Origin of the sequence: Bradyrhizobium sp. RD5-C2, from assembly GCF_019972155.1 — a bacterium.
In the GTDB taxonomy this organism is placed as follows: Bacteria; Pseudomonadota; Alphaproteobacteria; order Rhizobiales; family Xanthobacteraceae; genus Bradyrhizobium.
In genome coordinates, this window is the sequence record NZ_BOVL01000020.1 from 282,147 (window position 1) to 294,917 (window position 12,771).

The 12,771-nt window shown below is 64.7% G+C and carries 13 protein-coding genes; 6 read left to right on the forward strand and 7 right to left on the reverse strand.

The annotated features are described in order from the left end of the window. Positions 1 to 138: 138 nt before the first annotated feature. The 7 genes from BraRD5C2_RS26245 to BraRD5C2_RS26275 all read right to left on the reverse strand — a co-directional run bounded on the left by BraRD5C2_RS26245 (position 139) and on the right by BraRD5C2_RS26275 (position 6,052). A complete protein-coding gene (locus tag BraRD5C2_RS26245) occupies positions 139 to 492 on the reverse strand; it encodes a cupin domain-containing protein (RefSeq protein WP_223973370.1) in 354 nt (117 codons plus the stop codon). A 57-nt stretch (positions 493 to 549) separates the two neighbouring features. After that, positions 550 to 753 carry a DUF2934 domain-containing protein gene (locus BraRD5C2_RS26250; RefSeq protein ID WP_223973373.1) on the reverse strand — a complete coding sequence of 68 codons (204 nt, stop codon included), beginning with the start codon at positions 751 to 753 and terminating at the stop codon, positions 550 to 552. Positions 754 to 1,184: 431 nt separating this feature from the next. Then, positions 1,185 to 2,270 (reverse strand): alpha/beta hydrolase family protein, encoded by a 1,086-nt coding sequence (locus BraRD5C2_RS26255; protein ID WP_223973375.1) that lies wholly within the window; start codon positions 2,268 to 2,270, stop codon positions 1,185 to 1,187. 48 nt (positions 2,271 to 2,318) lie between these two features. Continuing rightward, on the reverse strand, positions 2,319 to 3,704 hold the full coding sequence (gor, locus tag BraRD5C2_RS26260; RefSeq protein ID WP_223973377.1) for a glutathione-disulfide reductase: 1,386 nt from the start codon (positions 3,702 to 3,704) through the stop codon (positions 2,319 to 2,321). Between the two features lie 153 nt (positions 3,705 to 3,857). Continuing rightward, the gene (locus tag BraRD5C2_RS26265) at positions 3,858 to 4,391 is read right to left on the reverse strand and encodes a DUF2059 domain-containing protein (protein WP_223973379.1); all 534 of its coding nucleotides are present in this window, start codon (positions 4,389 to 4,391) and stop codon (positions 3,858 to 3,860) included. Between the two features lie 23 nt (positions 4,392 to 4,414). Next, entirely contained in the window at positions 4,415 to 5,113 is a 699-nt protein-coding gene (rpiA, locus tag BraRD5C2_RS26270; protein ID WP_223973387.1) for a ribose-5-phosphate isomerase RpiA, read from the reverse strand. A gap of 105 nt (positions 5,114 to 5,218) precedes the next feature. Beyond that, a complete protein-coding gene (locus tag BraRD5C2_RS26275; protein WP_223973389.1) occupies positions 5,219 to 6,052 on the reverse strand; it encodes an SDR family NAD(P)-dependent oxidoreductase in 834 nt (277 codons plus the stop codon). 74 nt (positions 6,053 to 6,126) lie between these two features. Between BraRD5C2_RS26275 and BraRD5C2_RS26280 the strand changes: the two genes are divergently transcribed. The 6 genes from BraRD5C2_RS26280 to BraRD5C2_RS26305 all read left to right on the forward strand — a co-directional run bounded on the left by BraRD5C2_RS26280 (position 6,127) and on the right by BraRD5C2_RS26305 (position 12,765). Further along, positions 6,127 to 6,807 carry an HAD hydrolase-like protein gene (locus BraRD5C2_RS26280; protein ID WP_223973390.1) on the forward strand — a complete coding sequence of 227 codons (681 nt, stop codon included), beginning with the start codon at positions 6,127 to 6,129 and terminating at the stop codon, positions 6,805 to 6,807. 161 nt (positions 6,808 to 6,968) lie between these two features. After that, positions 6,969 to 7,433, forward strand: a complete 465-nt coding sequence (locus tag BraRD5C2_RS26285; protein WP_223973392.1) for a hypothetical protein — start codon at positions 6,969 to 6,971, stop codon at positions 7,431 to 7,433. 280 nt (positions 7,434 to 7,713) lie between these two features. Then, complete coding sequence (gene moaA / locus BraRD5C2_RS26290; RefSeq protein WP_223973394.1) at positions 7,714 to 8,748, forward strand: GTP 3',8-cyclase MoaA; 1,035 nt, start codon at positions 7,714 to 7,716, stop codon at positions 8,746 to 8,748. A gap of 348 nt (positions 8,749 to 9,096) precedes the next feature. Then, positions 9,097 to 9,636: a TRAP transporter small permease subunit gene (locus tag BraRD5C2_RS26295; RefSeq protein ID WP_223973396.1), complete on the forward strand. Its 540-nt coding sequence runs from the start codon at positions 9,097 to 9,099 to the stop codon at positions 9,634 to 9,636. Further along, positions 9,633 to 11,237, forward strand: a complete 1,605-nt coding sequence (locus tag BraRD5C2_RS26300) for a TRAP transporter large permease (RefSeq protein ID WP_223973398.1) — start codon at positions 9,633 to 9,635, stop codon at positions 11,235 to 11,237. Before BraRD5C2_RS26295 ends, BraRD5C2_RS26300 begins: the two co-directional genes overlap by 4 nt. A 223-nt stretch (positions 11,238 to 11,460) precedes the next feature. Further along, the gene (locus BraRD5C2_RS26305) at positions 11,461 to 12,765 is read left to right on the forward strand and encodes a M20/M25/M40 family metallo-hydrolase (protein ID WP_223973400.1); all 1,305 of its coding nucleotides are present in this window, start codon (positions 11,461 to 11,463) and stop codon (positions 12,763 to 12,765) included. Positions 12,766 to 12,771: the final 6 nt, after the last annotated feature.

Genomic DNA, 12,771 nt, shown 5'->3' on the forward strand with positions numbered 1-12,771 from the left:
GATGACAGTTCGGACACCGACTTGTGCCGGTTGCGGGTACTAGCCGAGCATGGTTGCTGCGGCGAAGCAGCGAAATTGATTATTGTTTATTTCGTAAGCGCATTCTTGGTTCTCACCTCTTGGGGCCCGGCACCGATCTCACACCACCTTCCGAGGCGCAGCCGTCGCCTTATCACCTGTGTTCGGCGTCCCCGTCGGTTCGATCAGCAACAGATGCACCTCTTCCCTTGCGACGGGTCGATGCTCGACGCCCTTCGGCACGATGTAAATCTGGCCGGGATGCAATGTGATGGTGCGATCGCGCAGCTCGATGTCGAGCACGCCTTTCAGCACGAGGAAGAAGTCGTCGGTGTCGTCATGCTTGTGCCAGACGAACTCGCCCTGCACCTTCACCACCATGACGTCGCAGGCGTTGAATTGCGCGACGGTGCGCGGCGACCAGTGATCGGTGAATGTCGACAGCTTCTGCGAAAGATCGATCGCGTCGCTCATGATGCCTCCGGGTCCGGGCCAGCTTGCCGGGCTCGTTAGCTCAGGCGCGCGACGCACTCAATGCACGCCCCTCAACTTCTCCGGATACGTTCCGTTGTGCCCGTTGACCTCGAAATGCGCCTCGCCGTTGGCGGCCTTGCGCTCGAGCAGCTCGCGTTCGGCCTTGTACCAGAGCTGATCCATCTGGCCCGGCGGTTCGCCAGCGTCCTTCCACAATTCGTAGGCGCGGGTCCGAATCTCCTGCTCGGTTGGGCCTGTCATGGGCGGCTCCCTCAATTTGAGACATCAAACTGTTTGGAGTGGAACTGCCAGCATAGCGCAAGGTTCCAAGGCGCGCGAGATCGCCGCGCTGCCATCCGTGCACAAGCGCCGTTGCGCAGGCCATTTGCCGGAAGCTGGGTCTGATTTGAGCGCGCGCGAAGAGCGGCCTATGCGCGTCAGCAAGGGTGCCCTAGTTCCCGCGACCCGATGCGGCCGCCGACAGCGCGCTGTCTTGCGGAGGCCCACCTACCCCTTTTGAGGTATGAAACCTTTGCGCGCTCCCACAGACTTAAGGTTATCAGGATTTTGCCATCACCTTCCTGGGGCTAGAGACAACGCCGCTCGCATGTATTTTAAGCGGGCGGCGTTGGACTTTCAGGCAGGGCTCGCTCCGTCCCCCCGCGAGAGCCGCACCAAGGCGCCGCGGTTGCTCAGCGCAAGCTTGCGGTGAAGAAATCGAGCGCAAGGCCGATCGTCTCGGCATGGACCGCGTCGCGGTCTGTGCCGTCGGGATCGCGGCATACGGTCCCGATCACCAGACGCCCTACCAGTGTACAGGTGTCGAAGAAGACGAAATGGCCCGCGCGCGGAAACAGCTTCAGCGTCGCATCGGGAATAGCCTTGCCGAGCGCCTCGGCGCCCGAGGCCGGCGGCGTGATCTCGTCGGCGCTTCCCGCGACGATCGCGACCGGGATCGATATGGCGCCAAGACTCTCCGGCGTGAAGGCTGGCACCGGCCCCGGCGCCATCGCGAACACGGCGCGAACGCGCTCATCGCGATAGGACTGGCCACCAAGGCTGTACCGCTGCCGGAAATCGGGATCGGTGGTCAGGCGTATCACGCTCTTCTGGCGCAGTTCCGTCGCGCCAGGCTGTGACGTGCACAACGCGTCCGCGGCGGGCGAGCGGCAGAATGCCTGAGTCCGCTCCGGATCGGTGATGCCGCCGGCGATGGCGATGACAGTGTAGCCGCCGTAGGAATGGCCGACAGCGCCGATCCGCGCCGGGTCGATCCGGTCGCCGAAGGTCCGGTCAGTGCGCATGGCGTCAATGACCCGGCTGAGGTCGACGGCGCGAAGCCACTTCAGCGCATAACCGTCGACCGTCCTGTCCTCGGATCGATTGTTGCCGGGGTGATTGACCGCAACGGCGATGAAGCCGTGCGCCGCAAGCCCCGCGCCGAGCCAGGCGAGATCGGTCGCGAGGCCGCCGAAGCCATGGGACAGCAGAACAAGCGGACGTGGTGGCCCCGCTGCCGGCGCCGCATCAGGTGCGGCGCGTCCGGTGCTGACGAACGGGACGAGGCGTGGCCCGATCCATTGCGGCTGCTCGTGCGCATCGGCCGCAGCTGGATACCAGATCACGGCGCGGAGCACATGCGTCCCGGCGCCGCGCCAGTCGTAAGGCTCGGCCGGAATGAAATCGCGCGTGGTGACGCCGACCTTGAATACGGCGTCCTCGGCAAATGCGAGATCCGGCGCCGCGAGCATGATCAGCAAGAGCGCCAGAAACCTCATCGGGATCTCTCCCTCCGGGTCGCAGGATCACCCCGGATCGCGTGTACCCTACTCCGCCGCCTGGCGGACGTGGCGTGCGGTTGGCGTCCGCATCGTCACCAGCTCTTCCGAGGCGGTCGGATGTAGCGCGACGGTGGCGTCGAAGTCCGCCTTGGTCGCCTTCATCTTGACGGCGATCGCAACGGCTTGCGTGATCTCGGCGGCGGCATCGCCGACGATGTGGCAGCCGAGCACGCGGTCACTCGAACCATCGACCACGAGCTTCATCAGCACGCGGGTGTCGCGGCCGGACATCGTCGCCTTGATCGGGCGGAAATCGGTCTTGTAGATGTCGACGTGGCTGTACTGCGCCCGCGCCTCTTCTTCCGTGAGGCCGACGGTGCCGACCTCAGGCTGCGAGAACACCGCGGTCGGGATCGTCGCGTGGTCGACCTGCACCGGGCGCTTGCCGAACACGGTATCGGCGAAGGCATGCCCCTCGCGGATCGCGACCGGCGTCAGATTGGTGCGGTGGGTGACGTCGCCGACCGCGTAGATATTGTCGACCGAGGTCTTCGACCAGCCGTCGACCTGGATGCCGCCATTGGCGGGATTGATGGCGACGGCGGCGGCCTCCAGCCCGAGACCCCTGACATTGGGATGCCGGCCAATCGCGAACATCACCTGGTCGGAGGCGATGCTCGAGCCACTGGACAGATGCGTGGTGTAATCCTTGCCGTGCTTGTCGACCTTCGCCACCGTGCAGCCAGTGATGATGGTGATGCCGCGCTTCTCCATCTCGGTGCGGACATGCTTGCGCACGTCCTCGTCGAAGCCTCGCAGGATGTTGTCGCCGCGGTAGACCACGGTGACGTCGGAGCCGAAGCCGGCGAAGATGCCGGCGAATTCCAGCGCGATGTAGCCGCCGCCCTGGATCACGATCCGCTTCGGCAGCTCCTTCAGATGAAACGCCTCGTTGGAGGAGATCACGTGCTCGATGCCGGGAACGGCCGGCCCGTGATTGGGCGCGCCGCCGGTGGCGATCAGGATGTATTTCGCCGTCACCTTCTCGCCGGTGGCGAGGCGGATGGTGTGGGCATCCTCCAGCACCGCGCGGGTCTTGACGATCCTGGCGCCCGACTTCTCGACATTGGTGGTGTAGGCGCCCTCGAGCCGGGCGATCTCCTTGTCCTTGTTGGCAACGAGCGTCGCCCAATCGAACGAGACCTGACCGATGCTCCAGCCGAAGCCGGCCGCGTCCTCGATCTCCTGGTGGACGTGGCTGCCGATCACGAACAGCTTCTTCGGCACGCAGCCGCGGATCACGCAGGTGCCGCCCATCCGGTACTCTTCGGCGACCATGACCTTCGCGCCATAATTGGCGGCGATGCGGGCGGCACGAACGCCGCCCGAACCACCACCGATGACAAACAGGTCGACGTCAAACTCGGCCATGGCAACCTTCTTTCTTCCTGCTCCCTCGCCCCGCTCTTGCGGGGAGAGGGTTGGTGTGAGGGGCTCTCTCCACGATCCAATTCGCGGAGAGTCCCCCTCACCCGGCACTACGTGCCGACCTCTCCCCGCAAGCGGGGCGAGGTGGCAACCGCCTTAGATATCCTTGCCGCGCTTCTTCATCTCGGCCTTGAACTGGCCGTTGACGATCACGCCGAACTGCTGCGCCCACTGCTGCATATATTGCAGCGATCCGTTGATTGCCGTGGGCTCCGCGGTCAAAAGCTTCTGACCGAGCGGGGTCTTGTAGAACGTCACGAGGTCCTTCAGCTCCTGCTCGGTGAACTCGGCGGCGTAGATCTGCGCCATGCCGTCGCCGATCTCCTTCTCGCCGCCCGCGAATTGCTTGGCGACGATCACCGCGACCTCGTCGAGATCCTTCTGGTAGTTCAGGTACTGCTGCAGCAGACCGGTCTTGGTCTTTTCGATGATGCCGGGAACGGCGCCGGAATACATCACCGCCACGTTCTTCATCGTCAGGATTTCCTTGGCAGCCGCAATCGCCGCCGGGGTCGACTGCTTGACCTTGGGCATCGGAGGCAGCTGCTGCTGCGCCATGGCCGGTGCGGCCGCGAGCGCCAGTCCAGCCGCCAGGGCCGCTGCCGACAAAAGTCCCGAAAAACGCTTCATTCCAAGTCTCCTTGCTTGCGGCGCTATCGCCGTTCAACAACCCGAATTCCCTGTGCGCCGGCCAGAACGGCGACGCTGCCGAGCCCGATGAACAGACCATGTTCAACCACGCCCGGGATCACGCTGAGCAAACCGGCGAGACGCGGCGGGTCGCCGATCCGGCCGAGATGGGCATCGACGATCCAGTGGCCGCCATCAGTGACAAAAACGTGACCGTCCTTGCCCTTACGGATGATCATTTGGCCGGACACGCCGGCCTCGGCGAACGCCCGCGTCATCGCGGCCTGGGTCGCGGCGAGCCCGAACGGGATCACCTCGACCGGCAGCGGAAAGCGGCCGAGCACGTCGACCCATTTGCTGTCGTCGGCGATCACGATCATGCGATCACTGGCGGCTGCCACGATCTTCTCGCGCAGCAGTGCGCCGCCGCCGCCCTTGATCAGATTGAGCGCGTGGTCGATCTCGTCGGCGCCGTCGATCGTGAGGTCGAGATGATCGACCTCGTCCAGCGTGGTCAGCGGAACCCCGCAACGGATCGCATCCGCTCGGGTCGCCTCCGAGGTCGGCACGCCGATCACCTTCATGCCTGATCGGACCTTCTCGCCGAGCAGCTCGACAAAATGCTTGGCGGTCGACCCGGTCCCGAGCCCAAGCGTCATGCCGTCACGCACTTCTTCGAGCGCGCGCGCCGCCGCCTGGCGTTTCAGTGCGTCCATGTCCACGGCCGATAGCCCTCGGTTGTCCCTTACGGGCGCGCCATCGGCCGCCCGGCGGGCGCATATCTAGCCTCGATTCACGGGCAGGAATAGCGCCATCCGGGCCCGTCTTTAGGCCGAAACGGCATCCATCGCGGCCAAAATCGCCGCAAAACGGTCCTCGACCTCGGCCCGCATCCCGGGGTGGGTGAAAACATAGAGCTGGTCGTCGTGAATCGCGGCCAGCACGCGGGCGGCAACCGACGCCGGATCGAGACCGGCTTCCAGCCGGCGCGCGATCTCGGCGACGACAGCGGCCATCGGGCTTGCCGGGTCGAGTTGGCGGGGCGGTCCGTAGTGCTGGGGGCGATTGCGCCCGCTCTCGCCGATCCGGGTCCGCACATAGCTCGGACAGAGCACGCTGACGCCGATCCCGAGCGGCTTCAGTTGCGCCGAAAGCCCTTCGGACAAGCTGACGACGGCGAATTTGGCCGCCGAATACGGGCTGAAGCCGAGTCCGGCATTCATGCCGGCCATCGAGGCGGTGTTGACGATATGGCCGCCCTCACCGTGCGCGCGGGTGTGCGGCAGGAAGCTCCTGATGCTGTGCACGACGCCCATCAGGTTGACGTCGATCACCCAGCGCCAGTCGTCGACCGAGATCTGGTCGATGCCGCCGCCACCCGCGACGCCGGCATTGTTGCAGACGACATGGACGTTGCCGAAGGTGCGGAACGATGCCTCTGCCGCGCGGTCGACGCTTGCAGGATCGGCGACGTCGCAGACCACGCCATGGACATCCGCGCCACCGGCCCGCAGCGCATCGACGGCCTTGTCCAGCGCGCTACTTTCGATATCGGCGAACATCACCTTCATGCCCTCACGCGCGAACGCGGTTGCCATGGCGAGGCCAATTCCGCTGGCCGCGCCGGTGACAAAAGCGGCTTTTCCGGCAAGTTCCCGCATCCGAGCCTCCCTTTTTTGCGGGACACTAGCATCTTCGCTTGCATCGCGCCGCGCTGCCCGATAGCCAGAAACAGATGTCCGCCTCCTCTCCCCCCATCATCGTGTTCGATCTCGACGGTACGCTGGTCGACACCGCGCCTGACCTGATCAGCGCGCTGAATTATGTGCTCGCCCGCGAAGGCCTGCGGCCGGTTCCGCTGTCGGCGGCGCGCAACATGATCGGCGCCGGCGCGCGCAAGCTGCTCGAGCGCGGGCTCGAGGTCGACGGACGCGTGGTTAGCCTCGCGGACCTCGATCGTCTGACCAAGGATTTCATCGACTATTACGCCGAGCATATCGCCGACGGCTCGCGCCCGTTCGACGGGCTTGAAGCCGCGCTCGATCGGCTCGCGGCCAAGGGCCATCGCTTCGCGGTCTGCACCAACAAGCTGGAGTGGCTGTCGAAGCTGCTGCTCGACCGGCTCGGTCTGACGCCGCGCTTTGCCGCGATATGCGGCCAGGACACGTTCGGTATCGCCAAGCCCGATCCGGCGTTCCTGCGCGAGACGGTCGCCCGTGCCGGCGGCAAGCTGCCCGGCGCCATCATGGTCGGCGATGCCGGTCCCGATGTCGGGGTCGCCCGGCGCGCCAGCGTCCCGGTGATCGGCGTCGATTTCGGCTATACCGACGTCCCGATGACCGAGCTGAAGCCGGACCGGCTGATCAGCCATATGCGCGATCTGCCGGACGCCGTCGCCAGCCTCGGCGCAGCATAATCTTTCCGCAACACATTGATATTGCTTGGCAATGATCTGCCATGCGAATCTTCCATTAACCATCGCTTAACGAACAGACCTCCCCCTGTTGCACCTCTGTTCCGACGCTCCTATGGTCGCGCCGGGGATTGTGGCTGATTGCCGCAGTAAGAGTGTGGATCATGCGTCGTACCATCGTGATTGCGGCCGCTGGGCTGAGCCTGGCCGGCTGCTCTTCGTTCTCATTGGATTCGTTCAAGTCGGCACCGCCGCCGATGCAGGTGCAACTGGATTCGGCCCCGCAAGGCGCCGACGCCGTGACCTCGATCGGACCGGGTTGCAAGACGCCTTGCTCGGTGTCGATCCCGGCGCCGGAGGCCAACTTCACCGTTACCTTCAACATGCCGAAGTTCCAGCCGGCGACGGTGCCGGTGACGGTGACCCGCTCGCCCGGCGACTTCACCAGCCCGGCCACCACCACGCTCGATCCGAGCCCGGTGTTCGCCGAGTTGCAACCCGCCGGCCCGCCGCCGCGCGGGCACAAGGCGATGCGGCCGAAAAAGAAGAAGCCGAAGCCGGCTGCCGCTGCGGCTCCTGCCGCTCCGGATGCCGCGGCACCGCCGCCGGCCGCCGCGCCCACGCGCTGACGCGCAACGCTGCGCCTATCCGGTCGAGATTGCACTGCACAAGAACCCGGCCCAAAGCCGGGTTTTTGTATTTTGTGGAGACACATCGGCGATTGCGATCATGCATCGCGCGATCTGTCTCACCTATCGCTTTGCAATTGGCGTTGCAGGTTGCGGATCATCCATTGGAACGCATTGTGACGGCGTGCCAACATGCATAGATTGCGTGTGCGGGGCCCGTCACGGCCCGGCGCTCTGGGAACGCCTTGGTTTGAAGGCTTGGCTTGAAGGCTTGGGTTGAATGAACGGATCCACGCAGGCGCAGTCCGACACGCTGTTTCGTCCGATGACCGATCCGTTCGGCCGGACGATCCGCTACCTGCGCGTCTCCGTCACCGACCGCTGCGACCTGCGCTGCTTCTACTGCATGTCGGAAGACATGACCTTCCTGCCGAAGGCTGACCTGCTGACCTTGGAAGAGCTCGACCGTCTGTGCTCGGCCTTCGTCGCCAAGGGCGTGCGCAAGATCCGCCTCACCGGCGGCGAGCCGCTGGTCCGCCGCAATGTGATGGGCCTGGTGCGTTCGCTGTCGCGCCACCTTTCGACCGGCGCGCTCGACGAACTGACGCTGACCACCAACGGTTCGCAGCTCGCGCGCTTCGCGCAGGAGCTGGCTGATTGCGGCGTGCGCCGCGTCAACGTCTCGCTCGACACGCTCGACCCCGTAAAATTCCGGGCCATCACCCGCTGGGGCGACATCGACAAGGTGCTGACGGGCATCGAGGCGGCGCGATCGGCGGGACTCGCGGTCAAGATCAACGCGGTCGCGCTGAAGAACATGAACGAGGACGAGATTCCCGCGCTGATGGAATGGGCGCATGGCAAGGGCATGGGCCTGACCTTGATCGAGGTGATGCCGATGGGCGACATCGGCGAAGGCCGCATCGATCAGTACGTTCCGCTGTCGCTGCTGCGCGCGCGGCTCGAGAAGCACTACACGCTGACCGATCTCGCCGACGACACCGGCGGCCCTGCCCGCTATGTCCGGGTCGCCGAGACCGGCGGCAAGCTCGGCTTCATCACGCCGATGACCCACAATTTCTGCGAATCCTGCAACCGGGTGCGGATCACCTGCACCGGCACGCTGCACACCTGCCTCGGCCATGAGGACGCCTCCGACCTGCGCCGGCCGCTGCGCGCCTCCGACGACAACGATCTGCTGTCGGCGGCCATCGACCGGGCCATCGGGCTGAAGCCGAAGGGGCACGATTTCATCATCGACCGCCGCCACAACCGCCCGAGCGTCAGCCGCCACATGAGCGTCACCGGCGGCTAGCTATAAAGCCCGCTGCCGACGCCTGCGACGTCCCCCGATTACCAAGGCGGGACAACGATTTGCCGCGCCGTCAATTTGCCCATTTTCCGATTGACGGCGTTCGACGGCGCTGATTTGGTGCCCCGGCTTTCACGCTCGCCCGGCCGGATAGGCCGCTGCCCCTGTCGGTACCCGCCGACGATCCGGCAGCCAAGAGCAACGAACAACGGCGGAAGCGGATTTCGGGGGAGGACGATCGCTTGCAACTGCTCCTGAAGGTGAGCCGTGGCTCCGTGCGCATGCGCGCGGCGGCCTGATGATGCTTGAGAAGATATTCGGTGCGCAGATCGCGCGACCGCGGAGATCGTGATGCGCCCAATGTTGGCACTCAGTCAGGCCATCGACCGACTGAACGAGAAGATCGGCTACATCTGCAATCTCCTCGTCCTGCTCGCCTGCCTGGTCAGCGCCGGCAACGCCATGATCCGCTACGCGTTCAGCTACTCCTCGAACGGCTGGCTCGAGGCGCAGTGGTACATGTTCGCGATCCTCGTGATGTTCGGCGCCTCCTACACCTTCAAGCGCAACGAGCATGTGCGCGTCGAGATCCTCTATCTGATGCTGTCCGAACGCGGCCAGCTCTGGCTCGACTTGATCGGCACCCTGTTCTTCCTGATCCCCTCCTGTCTGCTGCTCGCCTATCTGTCCTGGCCGTTCTTCCACCAGGCCTACGCGGTCGGCGAGATGAGCGGCAATGCCGGCGGTCTGCTGCGCTGGCCGATCAAGTTCGTTATCCCGTCCGGCTTCGTGATGCTCGCGTTGCAAGGCGTCTCCGAGGTGATCAAGCGGATCGCCGCGCTGCAGGGCTATGTGACGATCGACGCGAAGTACGAGAGGCCGACGCAATGACGATTACGCTGGAGATGATGCCGCCACTGATGTTCGGCGGCCTGATCATTGCAATGCTGATCGGCTACCCGGTGGCGTTCACGCTCGCCGCGGTCGGCCTGTCGTTCGGGTTTCTCTCGATCTATCTCGGCTTCTTCGACCTCAACTTCCTGCAGGCGATCCCGGGCCGCATCTTCGGCAGTGTGCTGTCTAACGAGCTGTTGCTCGCGATCCCGTTCTTCACCTTCATGGGCGCGATATTGGAGAGATGCGGGCTTGCCGAGGACATGCTGGATTCGATGGGCCAGCTGTTCGGCCCGATCCGCGGCGGCCTCGGCTATTCCGTGATCATCGTCGGCTTCATCCTCGGCGCCATCACCGGCACGGTGGCGGCGCAGGTGATCGCGATGGCGCTGATCTCAATGCCGGTGATGATCCGCTACGGCTACAATATCCGCTACATCACGGGCGTGCTCGCCGCCTCCGGCACCATCACGCAACTCGTCCCTCCCTCTCTCGTCCTGATCGTGCTCGCCGACCAGCTCGGCAAGTCGGTCGGCGACATGTATCTCGGCGCCTGGGGCCCGTCGGTGTTCCAGATCCTGCTGTTCGCCGGCTACACCTTCCTGCTCGGCATCTTCAAGCCAAGCCATGTGCCGGCGGTGCCGATCGAGGCGCGCACGCTGACCGGCTGGGCGCTGTGGAAGAAGTGCCTGCTCGGCATCATCCCCTCCGCAGTGCTGATCTTCGTCGTGCTCGGCACCATGATGATGGGCCTTGCGACCCCGACGGAAGCCGGCGCCATGGGCGCGGTCGGCGCCATCGTGCTCGCCGCGATCCACCACAAGGATTTCAGCGCGACCGGCCGTAAGGTGCTGATAACAGGCGTGATCGCCGGCGGCATCGGCACCATCATCGCGATGCTCTACACCGAGAACCTGCTCTTCAAGCTCGCCTTCGCGATCACCTACGCCGCGGTGGTCTGGATCTGCGCCGAGGCCGTCAAGATTCCGGACCTGCGCGACCTGATCAAGCAGGGCTACGAGACCACCATGCGCATCACCTGCATGGTCACCTTCATCCTGATCGGCTCGACCTGCTTCTCGGTGGTGTTCCTCGGCGTCTCCGGCGGCGTCTGGCTCGAGCACCTTCTGACCTCGCTGCCGGGCGGCGTCTGGGGCTTCCTGATCTTCATCAACCTGTTCATCTTCTTCCTGGCGTTCTTCCTCGACTTCTTCGAGATCGCCTTCATCATCCTGCCGATGATCGCGCCGATCGCGCAGAAGGTGCTGGCGCCGGTGGTCGGTCCCGACGCCGCGCTGATCTGGTTCGGCGTCATGCTCTGCGTCAACATGCAGACCTCGTTCCTGCATCCGCCGTTCGGCTTCGCTTTGTTCTATCTGCGCGGCGTGGCGCCGAAGGAAGTGAAGAGCTCCGACATCTACTGGGGCGCAATGCCCTGGATCGGGCTGCAGGCGATCATGGTGGCGCTGGTGATCGCGTTCCCTGTCGTCGTCACCGGACTGCTCGACAAGCCGCTCGATGTCGACCTCAACAAGGTGAAGATCGAGGTGCCGCAGATCGAGCTGCCGCCGCTCGATTTCGGGCAACCTAAGCAGTAGCCGGCGTCAGCTTCTGACGCGTGCCTAGAGCATTTTCGGTTCTGATTGAATCAGAACCGAAGCTCTAGATTCTTGTTTTGACGCGTTTCTTTACGCGAACCGGTGTCCACTTCGCTCGAAAACGCTCTTGCGGAAGTGGGGCACGCTGGAACCGTTGACGGCAGCGTCGAGTCCTGTGAAGACGCGGGGATACGGATCGTCCTCCAACTCACAGATGCCGACCATGCCCCAACCGCATCCTGCCCGTTCAATCGTTCGCCCGCTCGTCGTTTCCCTCGGCCTGGCCTCCCTCAGCCTGGCGTTTGCCGCTGCCACAGCACATGCGGCGCCGACGGCCGACATTCGCGCACTGGCGCAACAGGAGCAGCAGCCGCTGCTCGACACCCTGCGCGACCTCGTGCAGATCGAATCCGGCAGCAAGGACATCGAAGGCCTCAACCAGATCGCCGCGCGCATCGCCGGCCAGCTCAAGGAGCTCGGCGGCACAGTGGACATCCTGCAGACCACCGACATCTACCGCCTGGACGACACGCCGGAGAAGATCGGCCCGGCCGTGCAGGCCGTCTTCAAGGGCACCGGCAGCGCGAAGATCATGCTGATCGCCCACATGGACACGGTGTATCTCAAGGGCATGCTGAAGGATCAGCCCTTCCGCGTCGATGGCGACAAGGCCTACGGCCTCGGCATAGCCGACGACAAGCAGGGCATCGCCACCATCCTCCACAGCGTGGCGCTGCTGCAGAAGCTCAACTTCAAGGACTACGGCACGCTCACGGTGCTCATCAATGGCGACGAGGAGATCTCTTCGCCCGGCTGGCGCAGCACCATCACCCGCGTCGCCTCAGAGCAGGATGCCGTGTTCTCGTTCGAAGGCAGCGACGCCAGCGGTACGCTGCGCCTCGCCACCAGCGGCATCGGCTCGGCCTACCTCACGGTGCATGGCAAGTCGTCGCATGCGGGCGCGAGGCCCGAAGGCGGCGTGAATGCGCTCTATGAGCTGTCGCACCAGGTGCTGCAGATGAAGGACCTGTCGAAGCCCGAGCAGGGCCTCAAGCTGAACTGGACGGTTTCGAAGTCCGGCACCAACCGCAACGTGATCCCCGCCGAAGCCACCGCCCAGGCCGATGCGCGTGCGCTCAAGGTGTCCGATTTCGACGAGCTCGAGACGGCGCTGCAAGACAAGATCAAGAACCGCCTGTTGCCCGACTCCAAGGTGGACGTGAAGTTCGAGGTCCGCCGCCCGCCGCTCGAAGCCAACGACGCCTCGCGCCACGTGGCCGGCCACGGCAAGACGATCTATCAGGACCTCGGTATGCCGCTGAACGTGGCCGAGCGGGCCACCGGCGGCGGCACGGACGCTGCGTTTGCCGCCCTCAAGACCAAGGGAGCCGTGGTTGAAGGCATGGGCCTCTCGGGCTTCGGCGCGCACTCCAATGATGCCGAGTATGTGCAGATCAACAGCATCGTGCCGCGCCTGTATCTGACCACGCGCATGATCATGGACCTGTCCGACGGCAAGCTGAAGTAGGCCGGC